Origin of the sequence: Xanthobacter sp. NM-59 (genome assembly GCF_021401125.1) — a bacterium.
GTDB lineage: Bacteria > Pseudomonadota > Alphaproteobacteria > Rhizobiales > Xanthobacteraceae > Xanthobacter.
In genome coordinates, this window is sequence record NZ_JACBFQ010000001.1 from 1,017,118 (window position 1) to 1,042,402 (window position 25,285).

General features: G+C 66.1%; 17 protein-coding genes. 13 read left to right on the forward strand and 4 right to left on the reverse strand.

The genetic code is table 11. The annotated features are described in order from the left end of the window. Positions 1–251: 251 nt before the first annotated feature. A complete protein-coding gene (gene lipB, locus L0966_RS04785; protein ID WP_234050673.1) occupies positions 252–992 on the forward strand; it encodes a lipoyl(octanoyl) transferase LipB in 741 nt (246 codons plus the stop codon). Positions 993–1,049: 57 nt separating this feature from the next. On the opposite strand, the gene gatB is transcribed toward lipB, so the two are convergent. Continuing rightward, positions 1,050–2,528, reverse strand: coding sequence for an Asp-tRNA(Asn)/Glu-tRNA(Gln) amidotransferase subunit GatB (gene gatB / locus L0966_RS04790; protein WP_234050674.1), 1,479 nt, complete (start codon positions 2,526–2,528; stop codon positions 1,050–1,052). Positions 2,529–2,810: 282 nt separating this feature from the next. Between gatB and L0966_RS04795 the strand changes: the two genes are divergently transcribed. From L0966_RS04795 to L0966_RS04840, 10 genes are all read left to right on the forward strand, one after another. Next, positions 2,811–4,466, forward strand: coding sequence for a hypothetical protein (locus tag L0966_RS04795; protein ID WP_234050675.1), 1,656 nt, complete (start codon positions 2,811–2,813; stop codon positions 4,464–4,466). Positions 4,467–4,780: 314 nt separating this feature from the next. After that, complete coding sequence (locus L0966_RS04800) at positions 4,781–6,076, forward strand: capsule biosynthesis protein (RefSeq protein WP_234050676.1); 1,296 nt, start codon at positions 4,781–4,783, stop codon at positions 6,074–6,076. Further along, a complete protein-coding gene (locus L0966_RS04805) occupies positions 6,073–6,855 on the forward strand; it encodes an SDR family oxidoreductase (RefSeq protein WP_234050677.1) in 783 nt (260 codons plus the stop codon). Before L0966_RS04800 ends, L0966_RS04805 begins: the two co-directional genes overlap by 4 nt. Positions 6,856–7,230: 375 nt before the next feature. Further along, the gene (locus tag L0966_RS04810) at positions 7,231–8,229 is read left to right on the forward strand and encodes an AI-2E family transporter (RefSeq protein WP_234050678.1); all 999 of its coding nucleotides are present in this window, start codon (positions 7,231–7,233) and stop codon (positions 8,227–8,229) included. 180 nt (positions 8,230–8,409) lie between these two features. Then, positions 8,410–9,780, forward strand: a complete 1,371-nt coding sequence (locus L0966_RS04815) for a glutamate--cysteine ligase (RefSeq protein WP_234050679.1) — start codon at positions 8,410–8,412, stop codon at positions 9,778–9,780. A 189-nt stretch (positions 9,781–9,969) separates the two neighbouring features. Then, complete coding sequence (locus L0966_RS04820) at positions 9,970–10,899, forward strand: DMT family transporter (protein WP_234050680.1); 930 nt, start codon at positions 9,970–9,972, stop codon at positions 10,897–10,899. A gap of 290 nt (positions 10,900–11,189) precedes the next feature. Then, positions 11,190–11,753, forward strand: a complete 564-nt coding sequence (gene ahpC, locus L0966_RS04825; protein ID WP_234050681.1) for an alkyl hydroperoxide reductase subunit C — start codon at positions 11,190–11,192, stop codon at positions 11,751–11,753. A 119-nt stretch (positions 11,754–11,872) separates the two neighbouring features. Then, positions 11,873–13,456, forward strand: coding sequence for an alkyl hydroperoxide reductase subunit F (ahpF, locus tag L0966_RS04830; RefSeq protein ID WP_234050682.1), 1,584 nt, complete (start codon positions 11,873–11,875; stop codon positions 13,454–13,456). A 74-nt stretch (positions 13,457–13,530) separates the two neighbouring features. Further along, entirely contained in the window at positions 13,531–14,439 is a 909-nt protein-coding gene (gene oxyR, locus L0966_RS04835) for a DNA-binding transcriptional regulator OxyR (RefSeq protein ID WP_234050683.1), read from the forward strand. A 362-nt stretch (positions 14,440–14,801) separates the two neighbouring features. Next, on the forward strand, positions 14,802–16,892 hold the full coding sequence (locus L0966_RS04840) for a c-type cytochrome (protein WP_234050684.1): 2,091 nt from the start codon (positions 14,802–14,804) through the stop codon (positions 16,890–16,892). Positions 16,893–17,395: 503 nt separating this feature from the next. Here the strand turns inward: L0966_RS04840 and L0966_RS04845 are convergent. Beyond that, a complete protein-coding gene (locus tag L0966_RS04845; RefSeq protein WP_234050685.1) occupies positions 17,396–18,571 on the reverse strand; it encodes an MFS transporter in 1,176 nt (391 codons plus the stop codon). A gap of 605 nt (positions 18,572–19,176) precedes the next feature. Here L0966_RS04845 and L0966_RS04850 point away from each other — a divergent pair. Then, positions 19,177–20,754 (forward strand): methyl-accepting chemotaxis protein, encoded by a 1,578-nt coding sequence (locus L0966_RS04850; RefSeq protein ID WP_234050686.1) that lies wholly within the window; start codon positions 19,177–19,179, stop codon positions 20,752–20,754. Between the two features lie 93 nt (positions 20,755–20,847). Here the strand turns inward: L0966_RS04850 and L0966_RS04855 are convergent, their stop codons facing one another. Then, positions 20,848–21,837 (reverse strand): HAD family phosphatase, encoded by a 990-nt coding sequence (locus L0966_RS04855; protein ID WP_234050837.1) that lies wholly within the window; start codon positions 21,835–21,837, stop codon positions 20,848–20,850. A 117-nt stretch (positions 21,838–21,954) separates the two neighbouring features. Continuing rightward, positions 21,955–23,586: an arylsulfatase gene (locus tag L0966_RS04860; protein ID WP_370640623.1), complete on the reverse strand. Its 1,632-nt coding sequence runs from the start codon at positions 23,584–23,586 to the stop codon at positions 21,955–21,957. 286 nt (positions 23,587–23,872) lie between these two features. On the opposite strand from L0966_RS04860, the gene L0966_RS04865 reads away from it, so the two are divergent. Further along, on the forward strand, positions 23,873–24,928 hold the full coding sequence (locus L0966_RS04865; RefSeq protein WP_234050687.1) for an AraC family transcriptional regulator: 1,056 nt from the start codon (positions 23,873–23,875) through the stop codon (positions 24,926–24,928). Positions 24,929–25,285: the final 357 nt, after the last annotated feature.

Below are 25,285 nucleotides of genomic sequence, written 5' to 3' on the forward strand. Positions count from 1 at the left end.
ACAAGAACTTCCTTCCGCGCGCACCGCCCGCCGCCGCGGCCTGTGGATGACATTTTGACAAATCCTTTTCCGATGCCGCTTTGCCGGGAAAGCACCCGCAGGGTGTCGGCGCGGAGAGGCGCCCCATGGCCCGGCGCGCGCGCCGGCCGGCATCGAGATTCGTCAGAGAATCTCCGACACGTCCGCCTTGTTTGAAATCGCTCTGGACGCAGGCCACCGATGGTTTATGCCGTTGCCCCATGTCCGCATCCATGTCCGCATCCCGATCAGCCCCCACATCGACGCACGCCCCGGTGCCTCGAGAAACCCTGGACGCCACCTTCCGGCCGCAGGACCCCGCGAGCCCACCTGTCCAATGGATGATCAGCGACGGTCTCGTGCCCTATGATGTGGCCCTGGCCACCATGGAAGCGCGCGTGGCCGCCATTGCCGACGGCACGGCGCGCGAGGCGGTGTGGCTGCTGGAGCATCCCCCGCTCTACACGGCCGGAACCAGCGCCCGGCAGGAAGATCTGGTGGAGGCCCGCTTTCCCGTGTTCGATGCCGGGCGCGGCGGGCAGTTCACTTATCACGGCCCTGGCCAGCGGGTGGCCTATGTGATGCTGGACCTGCATCGGCGGGCCCCGGATGTGCGGCGCTATGTGAGCGCGCTCGAAGCGTGGCTGATCGGCACGCTCTCCGCCTTCAACGTCACCGGCGAGCGGCGCGAGGACCGGGTGGGCGTGTGGGTGCGCCGCCATGGGGACGAGGACAAGATCGCCGCCATCGGCATCCGCGTGCGCCGCTGGGTGACCTTCCACGGCATTTCGCTGAACGTGGAGCCGGACCTGTCGCACTTTGGCGGCATCGTGCCCTGTGGCGTGCGTGAGCACGGCGTGACGAGCCTTGCCGACCTCGGCATTCTGGTCAGCATGCCGGAAGTGGATTCCGTGCTGCGCGTGGCGTTCGGGGAGGTGTTCGGCCCGACCGAGCTGGCCGAAGCGCCACTGTGAGCACCCCGCCGGGTGGACGTGAGGGGGCGCCGCCTGGAAGCGGCGCCCGAACGAGCCTCAGATGCCCAGCTTGGCCTTCAGGATCTCGTTGAGAGCCTGCGGGTTGGCCTTGCCGCCGGACGCCTTCATGGCCTGGCCGACGAACCAGCCGAGCATGGTGGGCTTGGCCTGGACCTGGGCCACCTTGTCTGGGTTCTTGGCGATGATCTCGTCGACCACCTTCTCGATGGCGCCGGTGTCGGTCACCTGCTTCATGCCGCGCTCTTCGACCACCACCTTGGGGTCGCCGCCCTCGGTGTAGATGATCTCGAACAGGTCCTTGGCGATCTTGGAGGAGATGGTCTTCTCCGAGATCAGGTCCAGGATGGCGCCGAGCTGCTCGGGCGAGACCGGGGACGTGGTGACGTCCTTGCCATCCTTGTTCAAGCGGCCAAACAGCTCGTTGATGATGAAGTTGGCGGCGGCCTTGCCGTCACGCCCCTTTGCCACCTTCTCGAAGAAGTCGGCGGTGTCGCGCTCGGCCACCAGCACGCCCGCATCATAGGGCGAGAGGCCGTATTCGGAGATGAAGCGGGCCTTCTTCTCGTCCGGCAGCTCGGGCAGATGCTCCTTCAGGCCCTCGACGAAATCGGCCTTGATGTCGAGCGGCAGCAGGTCCGGATCGGGGAAGTAGCGATAATCGTGCGCCTCTTCCTTGGACCGCATGGAGCGCGTCTCGCCCTTATTGGGGTCGAACAGGCGCGTTTCCTGGTCGATGGAGCCGCCATCCTCCAGGATCTCGATCTGCCGGCGGGCCTCCACCTCAATGGCCTGGCCGATGAAGCGGATGGAGTTGACGTTCTTGATCTCGCAGCGCGTGCCCAGCCCCTCGCCGGGCCGGCGCACGGAAACGTTCACGTCGGCGCGCAGGTTGCCCTTCTCCATGTCGCCGTCGCAGGTGCCGAGATAGCGCAGGATGGTGCGCAGCTTGGTCACATAGGCTTTCGCCTCCTCCGAGCAGCGCAGGTCCGGACGCGAGACGATCTCCATCAGCGCCACGCCGGACCGGTTGAGGTCCACGAAGCTCTGGGTGGGGGACAGGTCATGGATGGACTTGCCGGCGTCCTGCTCCAGGTGCAGCCGCTCGATGCCCACGGTGATGCTCTCGCCGTCGGGCAGGTCCACGATCACCGCGCCCTCACCCACGATGGGGTATTTGAACTGGCTGATCTGGTAGCCCTGCGGCAGGTCCGGATAAAAATAGTTCTTCCGGTCGAACACGGAGTGCAGGTTGATCTGCGCCTTCAGGCCAAGGCCGGTGCGCACCGCCTGCGCCACGCATTCCTTGTTGATGACCGGCAGCATGCCGGGCATGGCCGCGTCCACCAGCGAGACGTGGTCGTTGGGCTCGCCGCCAAAAGCGGTGGCGGCGCCGGAGAAAAGCTTGGCGTTGGAGGCGACCTGAGCATGAACCTCCATGCCGATCACCACCTCCCAGTCGCCGGTGGCGCCGTGGATGAGTTTCTTGGCGTCGGCGGGGCGCGTGTGAACCGTCATCGTCGTCCTAGTCCATATCGCGGCGGTGCCGCATTCGTCTTGTGTTCACCTACTCCGCGAGAGCGCGTCGTGGCAACCATCGCGACGCCGCGGCGCACGGGCGGGCCTCACGAAAAGATGGGGGACAAGGGCGCGTTTCGCGAGCCATGGCCTGCCTTATTTTCTCTGTATCAGGGCCTTGCGCGGGCGCCCGGGCCACGCGGAACGACACGGCCCTGACGCGCGCGGCAGCCATTCAAAATGAGGAAACGGCCATCACATGACGAGGGCGGAGGCGGCGAAATGAATGTCCAGCCCGGCGGCGCGATCAGCGCGGGTGGCCGCGCGGCTGCTGTCTCCACATTTTCCAAGCGCACGCGCCACGTCCAGATGAACGCCCATTTCACGCCAGGCGAGACGCTAGTGCTGACCTTCGCGCCGCGCGCGACCTTGCCCGGGGCGATCTGGGGCCTGGCCCCCATCCGCAGGCTAGGCCACTCCATCGTCTGTTTCGTCGACCTGGCCGACGCATGGTATCCCCAAACCGACATCCTGGAGTTGAAGGCGGCCATTGCGGACCGGCTTCGCAACTTTCGGCGCATCATCACCTATGGGCACAGCATGGGCGGGTATGCGGCGCTGAAGCACGGCGCGCTGTTCTCGGCCAAGCGCTCCGTGGCTCTGGGGCCCGCCTGGTCGGTCGCGCCGCAGGATGTGCAGGCCTTCGACGAGCGCCGGCCACGCCTTTATTACCGTCCCGATCTGCATGACGGCATGGCGATCCAGGCCGGAGACGCCCCGCCTGATGCCATCGTCGTCTTCGATCCCAGCCACCGGGAAGACCGGCTGCACTTCCAGGCGATTGCCGCCGCCGTTCCGCAGGTGAGAGCGGTCCCCAACCGGTTTGTCGACCACAGCCTTCTGTCGCCCTGCATCGATTGTGGCGCCGGCACCGCCTTCGCACGGGAAGTGATCGAGGGCACCGGGCCGAGCGGCCTGCGCAACCTCATCCGGCAGTCGCGCGGCGCCTCGCCCCATTATGTGGCGCGTGCCCTCGCCCAGCTCGACCGCGCCGGGCGACAAAAGGCCGTCGGCATGATGGCGCGGACCTATGGGATGCCCCTCGCGGGCTTCGCGCCCGTCCAATCCGAATTGCGACGCCTCGGCTATGGCATTCCGGACCTGCCGGAGCGGCCCTGGCTCCAGGTATTTCGCAACGGAACCATGCAGGAGGCCCGCGCTGCGGCGAGGGGCCAGCCTCTGGATGCTTTCCGCAAGCCCGCCGATATCCGCCGCTGGCTCGCGATCCACGCAGCGGTGCATGATTATGTCCGCATCGGCGCGTTTGTGGACCATGTCCTGGCCAGGGGAGAGAGCACGGACCGCGAGTATTTTCGCTATGCGTCCATCATCATGTCCGGACCGGCCACTGGTGATCGGCACCAATGTCGCGCGGCCAGGCGGCTGCTGGCCAGGATCCGCAACAAAAGATCCTATGCCTATGTCGCTTTGAAGATAAAAATCGACATCGCCATCCACAAACAGACGACCATTCCAGCGGAACTCTTTGTTTCGCGATACTCGAGGTCCGGCCGCCGGCTCACCTTGCCCGCGTTCAAGGGCGAGTTCATTCGCGGCATGGCGCTCGGGCTACCCCCCGGCACCTATGGCCTGAGCTACGACCTCGCCGCGGATGCGGACGTCGCGATCCATCTGGAAGGCGATGTCCTCGACAAAGGCGGCCACTCCCTCCGCAGCTCCCTCATCGGCAGGCTCATGGCCTTCGCCCGCGCCCCGAAGCGGGTGCGCCGGCTGACCTCGGGGCAGCGCCCGCTGGTGATGCGGGTGCCAAAGAACGCGAAGAATATGGAAACCTTCATCAACATAATCATGAAGAGCGATGGACAGGCGGCAGGCCACACCATCCTGTTTCGCGAGGTGCACCTAGTGCGCCTGTAGCGGACGGCTCCAAACACCTTGGCTCTCGGCGACGAACACGACGATGCGACCACCCAATCCGCACGCCCAGCTCCTGATGCCCCGCCTCTCGCGGTACCGCATGGCGGCGGCATTTGTGGCAGCGGACGCGATCTCTTTGGGCAGACCTTGACGTTGCGCAACTGCAAAACAGGTTTAAGAGAAGGCGGCCGCGACCCGCGCGAGGGCGTTTTCGTGCGTGCGGGACTGACGGTGCCGGGAAACGAAAGTGCGCTGCGCGAGGCGCTGCGGCCCGGGGCCGGAGGGGGCGCCATGAGGGAGGATGGAGAGATCGCATGCGGGGTCTAGAGCCGGCGTCTCAGCCGGTGACGTCGGACGACCGCCTCGCGCCCGGTCAGGATGCGCACGGCCGTGTGGTCCTGATGCTTCAGGGGGCCGCCTCGCAATTCCATTGGGGCCTTGCCTGCGCGCTGGAAAGCCGTGGCGCGCGCATCCTCAAGGTGCATCTTTGCGCTGCGGAGTGGGTGTTCTGGCCCGGCAAGGCTGTGTCTTATCGCGGGCGCCCGCGGAATTGGCGCCAGTTCGTCTCCCGCCTGATGCGCGAAAACGGTGTCACGGACCTGGTGCTGTTCGGCGATTGCCGCTTCTACCACGCCGAGGCGATTGTCGTGGCGCGCGCCCTTGGGATTCGCCGGCACCTGTTCGAGGATGGGTATCTGCGCCCCCACTGGATTACGCTTGAGCACGAGGGGGTGAACGCATTCTCTGATTTCCCCCGTGACCCGCAGGTGCTGCTGGCCGAAGCCGCGCTGCTCGGCCCGGCTCCGAAGGCGCGCATCTTCCATGACCGATTCGCGCTGCGGGCGGTCTGGGACGTGGCCTGGAATTCAAACCTGCTGCTGGGTGCCCTCGCCTATCCCCACTACCGTCGGCACACCATGCCCCATCCGGTGCTGGAATATGCCGGCTGGCTGCGCCAATTCGCGCGCGAGCGCGCCATCACCAAGCGCGACAGCGCCACGCGCAAGGCGCTGAAGGACTCGCACGCACCGTACTACATCCTGCCCCTCCAGCTGGATGGCGACTTCCAGATTCGCGTCCATTCCGACTTCCGCGACATGACGGAAGCCACGGAACTCGTCTTCGCCTCGTTCGCGCGGGCGGCGCCGGCCCATGCGCGCCTGCTGGTGAAGCGCCATCCCTTCGACGTGCCCTTGCGCGACCGGGGCCGCCAGATCGAGAAGCTCGCGGCGCGCCACGGCTTCGCCGACCGCCTCGTCTTCGTGGAGAGCGGGGATATCGTGCCCCTGATCGCGACCTCCTCCGGCACGCTGGTGATCAACTCCACCTCGGCCACCTTCGCGTTGAACCAGGGGGTGCCGCTGAAGGTGCTGGGCCGCGCGACCTACGACATTCCCGGCCTCGCCTTCCAGGGCTCCCTGGACGATTTCTGGACCAAGGCGGAACCGCCGGACCCGGAGCTGTGGGCGGCGTACAAGCGCGTGCTGCTGGAGCGCACCCAGATCAACGGCCGCTTCTTCTGCGACGACGGCATCGCCGCCGCCATCGCCGGCGCGACGCGGCGCATCCTCTCCACACCCGCCCCGGCACCGGCCGACAGCCCCCGATGAGTGCCCCCCCGGCCCCCCGTCATATCGTCATCACTGGCGCCTCAGGCGGGCTGGGTGCGGCCTTCGCCCGGCATTATGCGGCCCCCGGCGTGCACCTGCTGCTGATCGCCCGCGGCGCCGAGCGGCTGGAGCCGACCACCGCCGCCTGCATCGCCGCCGGGGCCCAGGTCACGGCACTCGCATGCGACGTGCGCGACGGTGAGCGCCTCGCGGCCGCGCTGGCCGTGCACGATGCCGCCCACCCCGTGGACCTGGTGGTGGCCAATGCGGGCGTGGAAGCCAGCGTCGGCCCCGATGGCGCGCCCGAACCCCTCGACGCGGTCCTGGCCCAGATCGAAACTAATCTCTCCGGGGCACTCGCCACCGTCGTGCCCCTGCTGCCGGCCATGCAGGCCCGGCGGCGCGGCGGCATCATCCTGGTGTCCTCCCTGGCCGCCTTGGAACCCTTGGCCGACCAGCCCGCTTATTGCGCCAGCAAGGCCGGACTTCTCGCCTGGGGTGAGGCGGCGCGGCCGTGGCTGCGGCGCTTCGGCATCTGCGTCACGGTGGCCTGCCCCGGCTTCCTCACCACCGGCATGAGCGACCACTATGAAGGCTGGCGCCCGCTGGAATGGAGCGCCGACAAGGCCGCCCGCCACATCGCCCGAGCCGCCGCCCGCGGACGCGGACGGGTGGACTTCCCATGGCCACTGGTAGCCCTGATCGGCCTCGGCAAGCTGGCCCCACGGCCCTTGCGCGAAGCCGTGCGCGACCTGCTGTTCCGGCTGAGCGTGCATTAGGGCGTTTCCACGCGACGGGGGCACCGGCGCGCGTGAAGGAAACGCCCGGAAACACGCGAATAGCTGGCTTCTGCATTTCCATGAAAAACTGAAGCAGCCTCGTGCCCCTGCGCGCGAAGGCGAATCGAGCTTTGCGTGAAGGGGGCGCGTCGACGGGCTCAGCCATGGCCCTGCCTGTGAAGCCTTTGAGCGGTCATCCGGGGCCGGGAGCTTGCGCACGCCCTGGCAGGCCATCCGCCCCCGCACCGAGAGAATCAGCCGCCCGCCATGAAGGGAGCGGTGAAGGGGGCTGTGCGTAGCGGAAGCCGGGCGCGCCCACGCCCTATGGAAATGCCGCCAATTACGCTACCTCTGGGGCGGCTGGGGGGAGAGCTCATGGTGTCGGACCGGGACGTGGCGCGGATGGCCGCCATCGCCGTGCTTGTGGTGGCGGGCTTCTACTTTGCATGGCAGCTCGCCAGCGTGTTTCTCACCGTTTTCGCGGCGCTGCTGGTGGCCCTGGCGCTGCACACCCTCGCGGTGCCCTTCGCCCGGCTGACTCGCATTCGCGAGCAATATGCCGTCTTTCCCGTGGCGCTGCTCGTTTTGGGGGCCCTGGGGCTGGTGGGCTACCAGTTCGGCTCCACCATCCAGACCCAGGTGAGCGCCCTGATCGAGGACCTGCCGACGGCCTGGGCGGTGTTCGAGGCGCGCTTCCACCTCAGCCAGATGATGCCCGAGCTGCTGCAGCGGGCGGAGGCGGCGGCGCCGTCCAGCTCGGTCATCCTCACCGCCGTGCAGAACTTCACCAGCAATCTGGCACAGGTGCTGGTGGGCCTGTTCCTGGTCGTGGTCGGCGGGCTCTATTTCGCGGTGGAACCAAAGCTTTACCGCAAGCTGTTCCTGGCCTTCTGGCGAGAGGCGGAACGCCCGCGCGTGCTGCAGCGCCTGACGCTGATCACCGATGATCTGCGTAGCTTCCTGAAGGCGCAGGTCATCGCCATGCTGGTGGTGGGCGTGCTCACCTTCATCGGGCTGACGGTGCTGGGCATTCCCTCCGCTCTGGCCCTCGCCCTGTTCGCCTCCCTGGCCGAATTCGTGCCCATGGTGGGACCCGTGGTGTCGGCCATCCCGGCCCTGCTCATCGCGCTGACGCTCGGCCTGGATTCGGCCCTGTGGACGCTCGCCATGTTCGTCGCGGTTCAGCAGACCGAGAGCAACATCATCACGCCGCTGCTCCAGCAGCGCATGGTGTCGCTGCCGCCGGCGGTGACATTGTTCGCGGTGGTGGTGTTCGGCAGTCTGTTCGGCGCTCTCGGGGTACTGTTGGCGACCCCGCTCACCGTGCTGGTGTTCGCCGCCTTCCGCGAGCCGGGCGCGCAGCGCGCCGAATGAGGCGCGGCGCACGCCCACGGGCCTTGCGCACGCCGGCGGAACAAGCGCGAGCGTGAGCGGCGGGGGCCTGCGGCGCCGCGCCCGGCATCGCCCCCGTTTGCCTCCACGAGACAGCCGTGTATGGTCGCGCGCCCCAAAGCGCGCCCAGGGCGCGCCCCGACGTGCTGAAGAGATGCCCATATGGCCCGCGATACGCTCGACGCGACTCCCATAACCTCCCGCGACGAACTGATCGCCTGGATGGAACAGGGCAACAAACCGGAAAGCGCTTTCCGCATCGGCACCGAGCACGAGAAGATCCCCTTCACCCTCGCCCGCCACGAGCCGGTGCCCTATGAGGGGCCCAAGGGCATCCGCAAGCTCCTTGAGGGCATGCGCCTCCTGCTCGGCTGGGAGCCGATCATGGAGGGCGAGCACATCATCGGCCTCGCGGACGTGACCGGCGGCGGCGCCATCTCGCTGGAGCCGGGCGGGCAGTTCGAGCTCTCCGGCGCGCCGCTCACCACCATTCACGAGACCTGCGCCGAGCTGAACGCCCACCTGGCCCAGGTGCGGGAAGTGGCGCAGCCCCTCGGCATCGGCTTCCTCGGCATCGGCATGAGCCCCAAATGGACCCGCGCGGAGACGCCGGTCATGCCCAAGGGCCGCTACAAGATCATGGCCAATTACATGCCCAAGGTGGGCACGCTCGGCCTCGACATGATGTTCCGCACCTGCACCGTGCAGGTGAATCTCGACTTCTCCAGCGAAGCCGACATGGTGAAGAAGATGCGCGTGGGCCTGGCCTTGCAGCCGGTGGCCACCGCCTTGTTCGCCAACTCCCCCTTCACCGAGGGCAAGCCCAACGGCCTGTTGTCCTTCCGCTCGGAGATCTGGCGCGACACGGACAATGCCCGCTCGGGCATGCTGCCCTTCGCCTTCGAGGACGGGTTCGGCTTCGAGCGCTATGTGGACTATGCCCTCGACGTGCCCATGTATTTCGTAAAGCGCGGCGACAGCTATATCGACGTGGCCGGCAGCTCCTTCCGCGATCTCCTGGCCGGCCGGCACCCTGCTTTGCCGGGCCAGACCGCGACCCTTTCGGATTGGGTGAATCACCTCTCCACCATCTTCCCCGAGGTGCGGCTGAAGCGCTTCCTGGAGATGCGTGGCGCCGATGCGGGCCCCTGGGCCACCTTGTGCGCGCTGCCCGCCTTGTGGGCCGGCCTGCTCTACGATCACAAGAGCCTCGACGCCGCCTGGGAGCTGGTGAAGGACTGGACCGCCGAGGAACGCCAGCAGTTGCGGGATGACGTGCCCCGTCTCGCGCTCCATGCGGAAATCCGCGGGCGCAAGCTGCGGGAAGTGGCTCGCGAGGTCCTGGCCCTCTCCAGCGCCGGCCTCGCGCGGCGCAGGCACCTGGACCGCCAGGGCCGGGATGAAACCCGCTTCCTGGCCCCCCTCGAGGAAGCCGCTTTCTCCGGCCGCTCACCGGCAGAGGCGCTGCTGGATCACTTCCATGGCGACTGGGCCGGCTCGGTGGAGCCCGCATTCTCAGCCCTCGCCTACTGACCCCGTCCCTTACGCTGAACAGCCATGCACTCATCGCATGGCGAAGACGGCAGACGGCGCGAGCTTCGCCTTTAGGATAGGGATGACTCGCGTCGGCGGTGCGCGCCCTCTCAATGGGCAGGGCCGGACGAGGCCCCTCCCACCAAACGCCGAAGCCTCCCAGCTCCGGAAGGCTTCCTGGAGCAGCCCATGCCGTCGGCCCGCGCGCACCAGCCCACCGCCTTCGGGCCCGTGGACCTGGTGCTTTATGCGATTACCGTGCTCATTTTCGGCAGTGGCTGGCTGCCTTTGCGCATGCAGCTCGGCGTGGTGGCGCCGGAAGTCTCCCTGGTCTGGCGCTTCCTCATCGCCACGGTGGTGATGTTCGTCCTGCTCGCCGTGCGGCGGGAGCGGGTGCTGTTCCATTGGCGCGATCACCTGGTGTTCGCGCTGTTGGGCGCAAGCCTCTTCTCCTTTAATTTCATCACCTTCTATTATGCCGGCTACCATCTGCCCTCGGGTCTGCTGTCGGTGGTGTTCGCGCTGGCGGCGGTGATGATTCCCCTCATCGGCGCCGCCGTCCTGCGCCAGCCGCTGCACCCGAAAGTGATTGCCGGCGCCGTGGTCGGGGTCGTGGGGCTGGCGCTGGTGTTCGGCCCATCCCTGGCCTCGGGCGAAGGGATTCACGGGGCGGGCGAAGGCCTGGCCCTCTCATTGGCCGGCACCTTCTGCTTTTCCGTCGGCAGCCTGGTTTCCGGCGTTGCCGGGCGGCGCGGCTATCCGCTGGTATCCATGACCGCCTGGGGCTTCTTCTATGGCCTCGTCATCATGGTGCTGATGGCATTGGCTCGCGGCGCGCCCTTCATGGTGGAGTGGACCACGCGCTATGTGGGCGCCCTGCTCTATCTGGTGGCAGCGCAGACCCTGTCGGGCTTCGCGGTCTATTTCCTCCTTATCCGCCGCATCGGCGCGAGCCGCGCGGGCTATGCCACCGTGCTCTTCCCGCTGGTGGCGCTGGCCCTGTCCACCTGGTTCGAGGCCTTCCACTGGACCCTGGCGGCCGCCATCGGCATCGCGCTGATCCTCACCGGCGCGCTGCTCGTGCTTTTGCCCCATCGCCGTCCGCCCCAGGAAAGCTGAGAGGCGAACGTGGTCGCCGGCGCTCGGGCTGAGCCCGCCACGGGGCCACAGCCGCAGCAACGGAGGCTGCGCCGTTCTGCCGCACCGCGCAACGGCCGGCGCGGCGGTCCCCTGCGCCCCTGCGACACCTCGTCAAAAGCCTTTGCCACGAGCCATTTAGGCGATAATTGATAGGCTGCGTCTATCAAAAATGACGAATTTATCTATTTTCCTTATCCGGACCATCCCCATATGTTGCGTCGCGAAGGCTTTCGGCCCTTCTGCATCGCAACCTGACCCAAGGAAATGTCATGTCTCTCGTGAATACCAAGATCAAGCCCTTCAAGGCCCAGGCTTTCAAGGATGGCAAGTTCATCGAGGTGAGCGACGCTGACCTGGCCGGCAAGTGGTCCGTGTTCTTCTTCTATCCGGCCGATTTCACCTTCGTGTGCCCGACCGAGCTCGGCGACGTGGCCGATCACTATGCTGAGTTCCAGAAGCTCGGCGTGGAGATCTACTCGGTGTCCACCGACACGCACTTCACCCACAAGGCGTGGCACGACACCTCCGACACCATCGCCAAGATCAAGTACACCATGCTCGGCGACCCCACCCACGAGCTGTCCACCGCCTTCGAAGTGCTCCGTCCCGGCCAGGGCCTGGCCGACCGCGGCACCTTCATCGTGGACCCGAACGGCGTGATCCAGGCCATGGAAGTCACCGCCGAGGGCATCGGCCGTGACGCCGCCGACCTGCTGCGCAAGGTGAAGGCCGCCCAGTACGTCGCCTCCCATCCCGGCGAGGTGTGCCCGGCCAAGTGGCAGGAAGGCGAGAAGACCCTCGCTCCGTCCCTCGACCTCGTCGGCAAGATCTGATCACGCCGACATCCGGTCGCGCCGCGATTTGATCGCGCGCAAGGCAGCCCTCCCCTCCCATGGGGAAGGCTGCCGCCACCGGCCGGAATTTTCTCCCTGATGTTCATCGGAGGATTGCCATGCTCGACGACACGATGAAGGCTCAACTCAAGACCTATCTGGAGCGGGTGGTCCGTCCTATCGAGATCACCGCTTTCGTGGACGACGGCGCCAAGTCCAAGGAAACCCTGGACCTGCTGAACGACATCGTCCCGCTCTCCGACAAGATCACCCTCACCGAGAGCCGTGGCGCCGAGGGCGCGCGCGTCCCCTCCTTCGCGCTCAACAGCCCGGGTGAGAATATCCATCTCGTCTTCGCCGGCCTGCCCATGGGCCACGAATTCACGTCCCTGATCCTGGCGCTGCTCCAGACCGGCGGCTATCCGCCCAAGGTGGAGCAGGTGGTCATCGACCAGATCAAGGGCCTCGACGGCGACTTCAAGTTCGAGACCTATTTCTCCCAGTCCTGCCAGAACTGCCCGGACGTGGTGCAGGCCCTGAACCTCATGGCCGTGCTGAATCCGAAGATCCAGCACGCGGCCATCGACGGCGCCCTCTTCCAGAAGGAAGTGGAAGAGCGCCAGGTGATGTCGGTGCCCACCATCTATCTGAATGGCGAAGTGTTCGGCCAGGGCCGCATGGGCGTCGAGGAGATCGTCGCCAAGCTCGACACCGGCGCGGTGGAGCGCGAGGCCAAGCGCCTGGCAGCTCTCGACCCGTTCGAGGTGCTGGTGGTGGGCGGCGGCCCGGCCGGTGCCGCGGCGGCCATCTATGCGGCGCGCAAGGGCATCCGCACCGGCGTCGCGGCCGAGCGCTTCGGCGGGCAGGTGCTGGACACCATGGCCATCGAGAACTTCATCTCCGTGCCCTACACGGAGGGCCCCAAGCTCGCCACCGCGCTGGAACAGCATGTGCGCGAGTATGACGTGGACATCATGAACCTCCAGAAGGCCGAGAAGCTCGTGCCCGGTGATGATGGCATCACCATCGAGCTGGCCAATGGCGCGGCGCTGAAGTCCAAGACCGTCATCCTCGCCACCGGCGCCCGCTGGCGGCAGATGGGCGTGCCGGGCGAGGACAAGTATCGCTCCAAGGGCGTGGCCTATTGCCCCCATTGCGACGGCCCCCTGTTCAAGGGCAAGCGCGTGGCGGTGATCGGCGGCGGCAATTCGGGCGTCGAGGCGGCCATCGACCTCGCCGGCGTGGTCGCCCATGTGACCCTGTTCGAGTTCGACTCGAAGCTGCGTGCCGACGAGGTTCTCCAGCGCAAGCTGCACAGCCTGCCCAATGTGGATGTGAAGCTTTCCGCCCGCACCACCGAGGTGCTCGGCGATGGCCAGAAGGTGACCGGCCTCACCTATGAGAACCGCGTTTCCGGTCAGATCCAGACGCTGGAGCTGGAGGGCATCTTCGTCCAGATCGGCCTTTTGCCGAACACCGAATGGCTGAAGGGCACGCTGGAGCTCAGCCCGCGCGGCGAGATCGTGGTGGACGAGCGCGGCCAGACCTCGGTTCCCGGCGTGTTCGCGGCGGGCGATTGCACCACCGTGCCCTACAAGCAGATCATCATCGCCATGGGCGAGGGTGCGAAGGCTTCGCTCGGCGCGTTTGACTACCTGATCCGCACCTCCGCTCCCGGCGAGCCGGAGAGCAAGGCCGCCTGATCGCACTTGCGATCAGCCTCACCCAACCCCGCCACCCGCCGGCCTCTCCGGCGGGTGGCTTTTTCAGATGCGAGATGACCCTTCGCGAGCTGCAATATCTCGTCGCCCTGGCCGATCACCGCAACTTCCGCCGCGCCGCGGAAGCCTGCCTGGTGAGCCAGCCGACATTGTCCATGCAGATTCGCAAGCTGGAGGAAGAGCTGGGCGTGCCCCTGGTGGAGCGCGCGCCCCGCAAGGTGATGCTCACCGCCGCCGGCCGCGATGCCGTCGAACGGGCGCGCCGCATTCTCAATGAAGTGGAGCAGATGAAGGAGGCGGCCCGCCGCAGCCAGGCGGCCGAAGGCGGCACCCTGCGGCTGGGCGTGTTCCCCACGCTGGGCCCCTACCTGCTGCCCCATGTGGTTCCCATGATCCGCGCGCGCTTCCCCCAGCTGGAACTGCTGCTGTTCGAGGAGAAGAGCGCCGACCTTATTGCGCGGCTGAATGCCGGCACCCTGGACGCCGCCTTCCTGGCCCTCCCCGTCCACGACCACCACCTGCACAGCGAATTCCTGTTCGAGGAACCCTTCCTGCTGGCGGTTCCCGGCGACCACCCCCTGGCCAAACGGCAGAGCCTCCATCTGGAGGAGCTGGGCCAGCACAATCTGATGCTGCTGGAGGACGGCCATTGCCTGCGCGACCAGGCGCTTGAAGTGTGCCAGCTTTCCGGCGCGCGGGAGACCAGTGAGTTCCGCGCCACCAGCCTGGAAACCCTGCGCCAGATGGTGGTGGCCGGCGCGGGAATCACGCTGCTGCCCATGCTCGCCATCAAGGGCCAGCCGCAGCAGGGGGAGAGCATCCACCTGCTGGACTTCGTCGATTCCCACCCCAGCCGCCGCATCGGCCTGCTGTGGCGTAAGACATCGGCCATGGCGCCGCTGCTGACGCAGATCGCCGAGGTGTGCCGCAAGCTGCCCGCCGACCTGCTGCGCCGCACCCATTAAGGGAAACGTCGTGCCCCACGCGGCGCGAAAGCGCGGTGTGCCGTGCAGGCCCGCCTGCAATCCAGGGCGGCAGCGGCGCCCAGCTGGAACGCGTTAAATCATTGGCGCGGCAAAACACTTTCCACAACCTGTGGCCTTCGAATTTTTCTAACTCGTCACAGACTGTGAAATATTTTACGGTTGCGACACGTCAATGCGGCGCAAAATTCCCTCGCTAGTTTTTCGGCATAGGTACGCCACGGCAGGATTGATCGGAACATAGAGAGGCGCGCGGGACCGGCACCTTGGGGGGGCCGGAACCATTTCCCCAGGCGCCAGCCTCTTCCGGCCCATCGCTGCCGTTCGCACCCGGAGGCGATGTCATGGATAACGACGTATCAGGAAAACGCAGATCGAAATGGAGGATCGCGGGCGCGGTGGTGGCTGCGGCAGCGGTGGTTGGGGCCGGCGTCTTCTGGTGGATCGTCACTCCCCCGCCTGTCGAGAACACGGGCCGCACGCTGCCCAAGACCGCTGATGCGGACCTGATCGCACGTGGCAAGTATGTCGCCGAAATGGGCGATTGCGTGGCCTGCCACACCGCCCCGGGCGGGCACCCCATGGCCGGCGGCCTGCCGCTGGAAACGCCCTTCGGCGTCCTCTATTCCACGAACATCACGCCGGATCCGAAAAACGGCATCGGCAAGTACACGTTCGGCGAATTCGACCGCGTGATGCGCAAGGGCGTGACGGCGGACGGGGTGCACCTGTACCCGGCCATGCCATATCCGTCCTACGCGAAGGTTTCGCCCGACGACATGTACGCCCTTTACGCGTACCTGATGCAGGGCGTTCAGCCCGTTTCCGAGCCCAACAAGGCGATCGGCATCGGCTTCCCCTTCAACCAGCGCTGGGGCCTCGCCTTCTGGAACTTCGCCTTCCTGAACAGCAAGCCCTTCGAGCCGGATCCGAGCAAGGACGCGGTGTGGAATCGTGGCGCCTATCTGGTCGAGAGCCTCGGCCACTGCGGCGCCTGCCACACGCCGCGCGGCATCGGCTTCCAGGAAGTGGCGATGTCCAACCGCGGCGCGAACGGCGACAAGTTCGTCTCCGGCGCCAAGGTCGAGGAATGGAACGCCATCAACCTTCGTGACCTGTGGACCGTGCCCGACACGGTGGAGCTGCTGAAGACCGGCCAGAACCGCTTCGCGACCGTCTCCGGCTCCATGACGGAGGTCATCCACAACTCCACCCAGCACTTCACCGACGATGACCTCGTGGCCATCGCCACCTATCTGAAGTCGCTGCCGACCCCCAATCCCCATGAAGTCACTCCGCTGCCGAAGAACGACACGGTGCCGGAAGCGATGTTCACCACCCGGGGCGGGCTTGCCTACGCGCAGTTCTGCACGGACTGCCACCGCCTGAACGGCGCGGGCGTGCCCAAGGTGTTCCCGCCGCTCGCGGGCAACCCCACCGTCAATTCCGATGACCCGGCGACGCTGATCCACATCACCCTTACCGGGTGGAAGACGGCGGAGACCAACGCCTATCCCCGTGTCTTCACCATGCCGGGCTTTGCCCGCCTGGATGACCAGGAAGTGGCCGAGATCCTCACCTTCATCCGCAGCAACTGGGGCAACAAGGCCTCTGCGGTGAGCGCGGATCAGGTGAAGAAGGCGCGCGCCCTGCTCGACCCCAAGGTCGACATGTCCAAGTTCGAGACGCCGCGCCTCGCCAACATGCTGAATGAGTCCAATGCAAAGCAGCTCGTGTGGGGCATGCGCCTCAACACCGAGACCCACACCCTGCTGCCGAACAATGTGGGCGACGTGCTGAACTGCACCAGCTGCCACCTGAATGCCGGCACGGTGGCGGATGGCTCGCCTTATGTGGGCGTGTCGGCCTTCTTCCCGAGCTATCAGCCTCGGGCGGGCCGCGTCATCACCCTGGAGGACCGCATCAACGGCTGCTTCCAGCGCTCCATGAACGGCAAGCCGCTCGCCAATGACGGCGACGACATGAAGGCCATGGTCGCCTACTTCAACTGGATGAAGGGCGCCACGAAGCCTGAGGACAAGGTTGAAGGTCGCGGCGTCGGCAAGATCGACCGCAACATCAAGCCCAATGTGGAGAACGGCAAGCAGGTCTACACGACCCAGTGCGCCGTGTGCCATGGCGCCGACGGCGAAGGCCTGCAGGATGCCAACGGCAACTTCATCTACCCGCCGCTGTGGGGCGACAAGTCCTTCAACATCGGCGCCGGCATGGCCCGCACCTACACCGCTGCCGCGTTCGTGAAGCGCAACATGCCCATCGGCTTCCACGAGAAGTTCCCGCTGGGACAGGGCGGCCTCTCGGACCAGGATGCGGTGGACGTGGCCGAATACTTCAGCCACATGCCGCGCCCCGACTTCCCCGGCAAGGTGAAGGACTGGCCGAACGGCAAGAGGCCTCCGGACGCCCGTTACTGATCCGGCTTCCCCGCGCTCCACAGGGGCGCGGGGCAGGCACCGTCACTGCGCTGAAACCGCCCGGGCCCCTCGGCCCGGGCGGTTTCATTTTTCGCGCCGGATCATGGGCCGCAACCGGCCCCCTTTGAGCGTGCTTCTGGGGCGCGTTGCGAGGGCGTCTTCATGAGCGTCCGCCTGGGGCATTTTCGAGCGAAGGGGATCGCCGATCGCGTGCAGGAAACGCGCCACGCCTCGCCCTGAAGGCTGCGGACAGGGGAGCAGGCCTCAGCCCCGGAGCGTGCGACAGAGAACCGGCAGCAGGGCGCAAGGCCCTCGCGAAATCAACCGCATGAACCTGCGCCGCCGCGATCGTTCCAGCAGACCGGAAGGCCGGACGAAACCGCTCCGCTGCGCCAATGGAAGAGGCTGGCCCCTGAACAGGCCTGAGCCGCGCGCCAAGGCTACGAGGAGCGAGCGGGGACACAAATCCGCCTCCGCTCGCCCCTCCCCGTCCGCAGCCGGCTTCAGCGCCGCAGAAGCTGCACGCGCACCTGCAGCGCTGTGGCGAACGCCCCAAAGGCGACGCCCAGCAGACACACCAGGCCCCATCCGCCCTGGTGCCAGGCCAGAAGGGAGAGGGCCGAACCCAGCGCCCCACCCATGAACATGGTGCCCATGAAGACGGTGTTGATGCGCGCCCTCGCCTGCGGGCGCAGGGCATAGACAATGTGCTGGTGGGACACCAGCGCGCTCTGGATTCCGAAATCCAGCAGGATGCAGCCCACCACTAAGCCCGCTATGGCCCCCCAGGCACCAAACAGAACCCAGGACGCCAGCGTGACGGTGACCCCCACCATGACCGCCAGCGCCGGCCCGCGCCGATCCGCTAAATGCCCCGTGAGCGGCGCGGCGAAAATGCCCACCGCCCCCACGAGGCCGAACAGGCCCGCCACATCCGCACCAAGATCGAACCGCGGCGAGGCAAGGCGGAACGGCAGGATGGTCCAGAAGATGGTGAAGGCTCCGAACAGCGCCGCCTGCGTGAGCGCCGCGACGCGCAGAGCAGGGAACTCCTTCCAAAGATCGAAGATGGAACGCAGCAGCCGTCCATAACCCAGGTCCGAATCCGGCCGGCTGTGGGGTAGCACCGCCGCCATGAGACCGGCGGCGCCGAGCGACAGCGGCACGGCCAGCCAGAACATCTCCCGCCACCCGCCATGGGTGGCGACGAAGCCGGCCAGGGTGCGGCTGAAGAGGATGCCGCTCAGCAGCCCCGACATCACCATGCCCACCGTCGCCCCGCGCCGCTCCGGCGGTGCCAGCTCAGCGGCCAGGGGCACGATCTGCTGGGCCACTGTGGAGGCGAGGCCCACCGCGAATGAGGCGACGGCCAGCGCCAGCGCGCTCGGCGCCAGGGCCGCCAGCACCAGCGCCATGGCGAGCACCAAGAACTGCGTGACGATGAGCCGACGCCGCTCCACGAGATCACCCAGAGGCACCAGCAGGAACAGGCCCACGGCGTAGCCGAGCTGGGTCGCCGTCGGAATGCTGCCGATGAGAGGCCCCGGCATATCGCGCCCGATCACCTCCAGCATCGGCTGGTTGTAATAGATATTGCCCGCCGCGATGCCGCAGGCGGCCGCCATTGCCAATGTCGCTCCAGCACCCGCAACGGGGGTCTTGGCCTCATGCGGTGTCATCTCGCCCGTCTCCTTGCGGCAGCCGGCCCCGGGGGAGCTCAGCGCCAAAGTGCCCTCGCCTCGACCATGCCACGGCAAAGAGGAGGCGGGCAGCGCGCCACCTCTTACCTCCACCAACGCGCGACCGCACCCCGAAAGCGACAGGACGGCGGGCGGCGGCACCAGATCCCCCAAGGGCACTCCCAGCCCTGCGGCAGGCTGCCCGCTGACGCGCGAGGAGGAGAGATGGAGGCGGGAGGGGCCGGCGCGCACCGTTCCCCCAAGGTATCGTTCCACCCGCGATCGATAATGCCCCACCAAGGTACCTACATATAAACAGCGAGATACAGCAACGCATTAGCCTTCCGTCTACATAGACTGAACAGTTTTGTAGCAGAATTGGCTGAAATCGCACATTCACTTGCAAACTGGAGCGAGTTTTCATTTTTCGGCTATACATCGCCGTTCATCACGCCACTAATTGCAGTGACCTCGCGTATCGCAATAAGGGGTAATCTACGATGCGCTCGATTTCGCTGAAAGCTCGCCTCATCATTCTGATTGCAACTTTTATGATAGGGCTTGTCGGTATCACCACTGTATTTCTGGTGGACTTGTACAAAAGCATGATGAATGAGCGCAAAGCTGCGATTCACAACATCGTGGAGATGGCTGTGACGCAGCTCAAGGGGCTCGATCAGGCGGTCCGCGACGGCAAGATCAGCCTGGATGTGGCGCACCAGCGGGCGGCGGACATGATCCACTCGACCCGCTTCGACGGTACCAACTATCTGTTCGTGCTGAATCAAGAGGGCGTGACGGTGCTGCACGGCGCGCGCCCGGAGCGCGAAGGCGTGAATGCGATGAATGAGAAGGATGCCTTCGGCAACCTCTTCGTTCAGAATCAGCTTGCGAACGGAAGAGGTAATGGCGGTTATACCACCTATTACTTCCCGAAGCCGGGTGCAGACCCCACTCCGCGGCAGAAGATCTCCTTCGAACTGGGGTTCGCCCCGTGGGAATGGGTGGTGTCCGGCGGTGTCTACGTGGACGACATCGACGCGGCCTTCTATTCGCAGATGCGGGTGCTGATCGGCATTATCGTCGTTGTCATGGCTGTCCTCAGCGTGGCGTCCTATTTCTTCGCCCGGTCCATTCTTCGCCCGCTCGACCGCCTCTCCACCGAGCTGCGCGCCATCGGCGACGGCAATCTGGACGTGGAGATTCAGACCGCGGAACGCAGCGACGAAATCGGTGTCATCGGCACCAGCGTGGTCTACATGCGCGACCGTATGGTGGAAGGCGAGCGGCTGAAGGAGCAGCAGGCCGCGCGCGACAATGCGGAACGTGACATCCTGGCCCGTCGCGAGCGTTTGGCGAAGGACTTCGTCGACCACATGCAGCGCCTGGCGACGGGCTTTGCCGGCTCCTCCCGCGAGGTGGCGGACGCAGCCAAGAACCTCTCGGCTACGGCCGAGGAAACCTCGCGCCAGGCACAGGCGGTGTCCGGCGCGGCGGAGGAGGCCTCTTCCAATGTGCAGACGGTCGCCGCCTCCTCCGAGGAGATGGCCGCCTCCATCCGCGAGATCAACGGGCAGGTGGCGACCTCCGTTCAGATCGCCGACACCGCTTTCACCGAAGCGGAAACCTCCAATGCCCGGATCTCCGATCTCGCATCGGCGGCATCCGACATCGGGGACGTCATCAACCTCATCAAGACCATCGCCGACCAGACCAATCTTCTCGCCCTCAACGCCACCATTGAGGCGGCGCGGGCGGGCGAGGCTGGCAAGGGCTTTGCCGTGGTGGCCGAGGAGGTCAAGCAGCTGGCGCTGCAGACCGCCAAGGCGACGGAAGACATCCGCAGCAAGGTCGGCGAGATCCAGCAGGCCACCAACACCTCGGTGCAGTCCATGACCGGAATCGCCCGCGTCATCGGCACCGTCAAGGATATCGCGGAGGCGATTTCGGGCGCCATGGAGCAGCAGAGCGCCGCAACCTCCGAGATCGCGCACAACTGCCAGCAGGCGGCCAGCGGCACCCATCAGGTGATGCAGAACATTTCCGGCGTCGGTCAGGCGGCGGGCATGACGGGCGCGGCTTCGACCCAGCTGATGACGCTCTCGAGCGGGCTCTCCGAGCAGGCCCACGAGCTGCGCAAGGCAGTGGACGACTTCGTGACGAACTTCGCGGCGGCCGCCTGAGGGCACCGCCCGACCTGACATGCCGATCGGAGCCCCCCTGACACGGGGGCCCCGATCGGCGCACAGATGATGGGGCTGCCGGCCCCTCTCGCCTCAGGGCGCAGGAAACACCGTCTTCCAGTCCTTCGCCATGTCCACCACGGTCCAGCCGTTGGTGGCCGCGGCGTCGAGGCCCTTGTCGAGCCGGCCGACCTTGGAGTCCCGGTCATAGGCCCATTCGCGCTTCGCATCCGTGTGGTGCACATAGCCGCAGAACTTCGGGCCCGACTTCAGACAGGTATATTGCAGCATCTGAAGGTCACCATCGGAATTGCCGAAGGCGAAGATCGGCTGGCGGCCGATATTCATCTGGATGCCCACCGGCTTGCCGGGACCATCATCGATAAAATCGATATCGGCCAGCTTCAGCACGTCGGGATGCCCATCCTTCAGCTCGAACTTCAGCTTGCCGGTGCTGCCCACGACCTTTTCCGGAGGAATGCCATACAGGGACTGGCTGAAGACCCGCATGAAATCGACACCGCCGCCGGAGACGATGAAGGTTTCGAAGCCGTTGTCGCGCAGATAGGATAGAAGCTCCAGCATGGGCTGGTAGTCCATGCGCGAGAAGAGCCGGTCCTTCTCCGGATTCTTGGCTGCAGCGATCCACTGCTGCACGATTTCGGCGAACTCGTCCGTGGTCATTCCAGCGTGGGTGGCGGCGACGACTTCGGCGATGGCGTGGTCGCCTCCGCTCAAGGCCTTCTCCATGTCCCCTTTCAGGATCGAGGCGAACGGCTCCTTCGTCTGCCATTCGGGGTGCTGGGGCGCCAGCGCCTTCACGCGGTCAAAGGCGAAGAAGAGTTGCACATAGACCGGCTTTTCGGCCCACAGCGTTCCGTCATTGTCGAAGACGGCAAGACGCTTTTCGACCGGCACGAAGTCCGGACCGCCCTCTTTCGTGACACGGTTCACGAAGTCGACGATGGCCGTCTTGCTGCCGCCATCGTTCCAGGAGGGCAGCGGGTCTTCGGCGGCCATGGCGGGCAAGCCGACAAGGGCCACCGTCGCGGCCGCAGCAAGGCACCGCAGGGTCAGGCGCATGATGTTCATCGCAAGCGGTCTCCGATAAGGCAAAACCCCGCCGGTGCCGTCAGGCACCGGCGGGGTTGATGTCGTGGAAAGCCCGACCCCAAGTGGGAGCCGGCCTACGCGGGGGCCTCAGTTGCCGGTGGGCAGGCCGATGGAGAAGCCCTGTTCCTTGAGCTGACCGCGCACGTTCTCGAACATCTGGTAACGCGAGATCGTGATGGGGCCGGTATAAACCTCGCTCTGCAGCTTGCGGGGCGGATACTGGATATAGGTCTTCATCAGATCGGCGACCGCCTTGTTGATGCTGACCAGAGCCCAGGTACGCTCCGTATAGTTGTTCATGAAGAGATCGTAGCGCTCCTGCGGGTCCTGACGCAAATCGAAGACCTGCGGCACGGTGGCCACATACTTCTCCGGCCCCTTCCAGCCCAGATTGCTGTCCACCGCCAAGCCGCCGGTGGGCTGGCCGTCGTCACCGCGCAGGTTGAACACGGCCTTCAGGTGGCCCAGACGGGCCGCACCGGGGGTCAGCTCGTTCTCGGTGAAGTAGAACCAAGCCTTGCGGGTGGGTTCACCCTTGCCGGTCCACACGGGCATCATGTCATAGCTGTCGAACATGATCGGCTTGCCGTCACGATCCTCCTTGGGCAGCTCCTTGATGCCGGCGGCGGAGGCGAAGGTCTTCATGAGATCGAGGCCGCCGACGATGGCCGCGCTCTTGCTGTAGGGCTTCACATGGCCGGGCCAGCGCACGATGGCCGGCACGCGGCTGCCACCCTCGCGGTCGGTGCCCTTGGTGCCGCGAAACGGCGTGTAGCCGGCGTCGGGATAGACATCCTGCCAAGCGCCGTTATCCACCGTATAGAAGACGATGGTGTTGTCCCGCAGGCCCAGCTCATCCAGCTTCTTCAAGAGGTTGCCGATGCGCGTGTCGAGCTCGACCACGGAGTCGGCATACTTGCTCTTCGACGGAGACTTGTGGATGAACTCGGGTGCCGGCAGGTTCGGCTGGTGGTTCTTCATGAAGTTGACGTTGATGAAGAACGGCTTCTTCGACTTGGCGGCATCATCAAGGAAGCCGAGGGCGGCCTTCTCCACATATTCGTCGAGGAAGGGAATGCCCACCACGCCCTTCTCAGGCGTGTTCACATATTCGCCGTTGACCTGGAAATCCTGCTTCGGCGCCTCGCCGGCCTTGCCCGACAGCGCGCCCTTGGTGACGCGCTGGAACATGGCCCGGTCCTCGGGGCTCATGTCGGGGAACCAATTGGGGTCGCCATAGGTGTAGGCGTTGAGATGGTACAGGAAGGCGTACTTCATCTCGTCATAGCCCTGGGCGTTCGGCAGCGCATAATCCGCCTCGCCCAGATGCCACTTGCCGGTGAAATAGGTGCTGTAGCCCGCCTGCTTGAGCACGGAGGCCAGCGTCCATTCCGCGTGCGGCAGGCCGCCGCCCTGGCCCTGGAAGGCCACGGTTGTCATGCCGGAGCGGTTCGGGATGCGCCCGGTCTGCATGGCGGCGCGGCCGGGCGTGCAGCTCGGCTGGCCGTAGAAGGAGGTGAACAGCATGCCGTCATCGGCGAGCTGGTCAAGGTTCGGCGTGGGCATGCCGCGCTCTTCGCCGCCCAGATAGGCGCCGAGATCGCCGTAGCCCGTATCATCGGAGACGATGAACAGGATGTTCGGCTTGGCCGCCTCCTGCGCGAAGGCCGGCGTCCCCATGGCCACCGCGACCGCGGTTGCAAGAAATAGTTGTTTCATCGCATCGCCTTACTTGTTCCGCCAGCCTTGTGCCCCGCATCGAGCATGCGGGCGCAGGCGGACATCAGGATGGATAGCAGCCCCCGCGAGTTGCAATCCGCCCTTCTGCCCGCCCCACTGACCCGGCCCTGACCGGACGAACTGACCGCTCTCAACGATCCACATCAAGCGCCTGTTCCCGTGCCCCCGCAGGAGGAACAGCCACGCTTTCGGTTGCTCGCGGGGCAGACAATGGGCAATGTTCGCCTTGGGCGCTTGTCATTTCGCGTCAGCAGCGAGGACAGATATGCCCTCATCCAGAACAATCGCCCTTGTGCGGGCACGCGGCTTCGGATCCCTGCCGGACATGCTCGAGGCGCAGGCCGGCGAAATGGCCGTGCTGCGCACCTTCGAGAGCGAGAGCGTGCCGCTGCTCGTGCGCAGCCAGCCTGACACGCCCATTCCTCTCGCCGCGATGATGGGCCTGTTCTCGCGCGCGGCGCACCTGCTGGCTGATCGCCTGTTCGGCCTCGAGGTGGGCGTGCAGATGAGCTATCGCGCCTATGGGCTTTGGGCGGAATATGGCGCACAGGGGGAGACCCTCGCGGATGGCGTTCGCCGCATCATTCTCACCAGCGCCGCCCACCTCACGGGCGCACGCCTGGAACTGGCTCCCGATCGCGGGCGCCGCATCTGGCGCTTCGTCATTCCGCGCTATGATGTCAGCGGCGTGCAGCATGCCGACCACCTACTTCCACCAATGCTCAGCTTCGCGAGGCAATATCTCGGGCCAAAGTGGCAGCCGGAACGCATCGAGGTGAGCTATGCGCGCGATGCCGATGCCCGCCTTCTCGAAGACAGGCTGCAGGCGCCCATCCGCTATGGATGCCCTGGCACCGGCATCGTTCTGCGGCCGGACGAACTTGCGCACCGGCGCGCGGCCCCCGCGCGGCCGCCCGGCAGAATGCTCAGCCTGCGTGATGTCGACGCCGACATTGCACTGCGGGACGCCCCGGAACCCGCCCGCGCCCTGTCCGCCATCGTCGCACTGCGCCTGCTGGAGGGATCCTCCGACATTGAAGGCGCCGCGCGCCTTGCGGGCATAAGTGTGCAAAGCCTGCAACGCCGCCTGCGGCAGAAGGGCTACACCTATCGGGAGGTCGTCGACGCGGCGCGGCGCGCGCGCGCCATTGGCCTCTTGATGGAAAGCCGGCGGCCATTGGTGGAGATTGCGCTGGCGCTGGGCTACGAGGACCAGGCCAATTTCACCCGCGCCTTCATCCGCTGGTTCGGCCAGCCGCCCTCTGCCTTCCGTCGCGCCCAATATCCGCTCGCGGAGCAGCTCGAGGGCACCGACATATAGCGCGCTTTCGCGCGGATCGGTGAAGCGCCGCGAGATTCGCAGCCGCCTTCTTCCCTAAGTCCTGAGGCAAGGAGGCCCCCGGTGGCAAAGCGAACGCACCAAAGACTTCACGCGCGCCACGGCCCTTCAGCTCACCGAGCAGCCGGTCGCGGAGGCGGCTGCGCGGCTGCGGCAAGGAGCAGGCTCGCTCAACGAGTGAAGGAAGCCGCACGCGAAGCTTGCCGCCGCAGCCCGCGATGATGAAGAGGCCGCACATGTCCGCCGTCTGGCGAGGCAAGCCAAAGGGTCGCGGCCGGCGCATTCGGACTAGGCGAGCCAGGTCGCGGGCAGGGAGTGAGCTTCACTCCCGAAATGCCT

What these genes read in the sequence shown, in the direction of transcription:
- lipB (WP_234050673.1), top strand. Translation starts at nt 252, where the DNA reads ATGTCCGCATCCCGATCAGCCCCCACATCGACGCACGCCCCGGTGCCT.
- gatB (WP_234050674.1), bottom strand. Translation starts at nt 2,528, where the DNA reads ATGACGGTTCACACGCGCCCCGCCGACGCCAAGAAACTCATCCACGGC.
- L0966_RS04795 (WP_234050675.1), top strand. Translation starts at nt 2,811, where the DNA reads ATGAATGTCCAGCCCGGCGGCGCGATCAGCGCGGGTGGCCGCGCGGCT.
- L0966_RS04800 (WP_234050676.1), top strand. Translation starts at nt 4,781, where the DNA reads ATGCGGGGTCTAGAGCCGGCGTCTCAGCCGGTGACGTCGGACGACCGC.
- L0966_RS04805 (WP_234050677.1), top strand. Translation starts at nt 6,073, where the DNA reads ATGAGTGCCCCCCCGGCCCCCCGTCATATCGTCATCACTGGCGCCTCA.
- L0966_RS04810 (WP_234050678.1), top strand. Translation starts at nt 7,231, where the DNA reads ATGGTGTCGGACCGGGACGTGGCGCGGATGGCCGCCATCGCCGTGCTT.
- L0966_RS04815 (WP_234050679.1), top strand. Translation starts at nt 8,410, where the DNA reads ATGGCCCGCGATACGCTCGACGCGACTCCCATAACCTCCCGCGACGAA.
- L0966_RS04820 (WP_234050680.1), top strand. Translation starts at nt 9,970, where the DNA reads ATGCCGTCGGCCCGCGCGCACCAGCCCACCGCCTTCGGGCCCGTGGAC.
- ahpC (WP_234050681.1), top strand. Translation starts at nt 11,190, where the DNA reads ATGTCTCTCGTGAATACCAAGATCAAGCCCTTCAAGGCCCAGGCTTTC.
- ahpF (WP_234050682.1), top strand. Translation starts at nt 11,873, where the DNA reads ATGCTCGACGACACGATGAAGGCTCAACTCAAGACCTATCTGGAGCGG.
- oxyR (WP_234050683.1), top strand. Translation starts at nt 13,531, where the DNA reads ATGACCCTTCGCGAGCTGCAATATCTCGTCGCCCTGGCCGATCACCGC.
- L0966_RS04840 (WP_234050684.1), top strand. Translation starts at nt 14,802, where the DNA reads ATGGATAACGACGTATCAGGAAAACGCAGATCGAAATGGAGGATCGCG.
- L0966_RS04845 (WP_234050685.1), bottom strand. Translation starts at nt 18,571, where the DNA reads ATGACACCGCATGAGGCCAAGACCCCCGTTGCGGGTGCTGGAGCGACA.
- L0966_RS04850 (WP_234050686.1), top strand. Translation starts at nt 19,177, where the DNA reads ATGATGAATGAGCGCAAAGCTGCGATTCACAACATCGTGGAGATGGCT.
- L0966_RS04855 (WP_234050837.1), bottom strand. Translation starts at nt 21,837, where the DNA reads ATGCGCCTGACCCTGCGGTGCCTTGCTGCGGCCGCGACGGTGGCCCTT.
- L0966_RS04860 (WP_370640623.1), bottom strand. Translation starts at nt 23,586, where the DNA reads ATGAAACAACTATTTCTTGCAACCGCGGTCGCGGTGGCCATGGGGACG.
- L0966_RS04865 (WP_234050687.1), top strand. Translation starts at nt 23,873, where the DNA reads ATGCCCTCATCCAGAACAATCGCCCTTGTGCGGGCACGCGGCTTCGGA.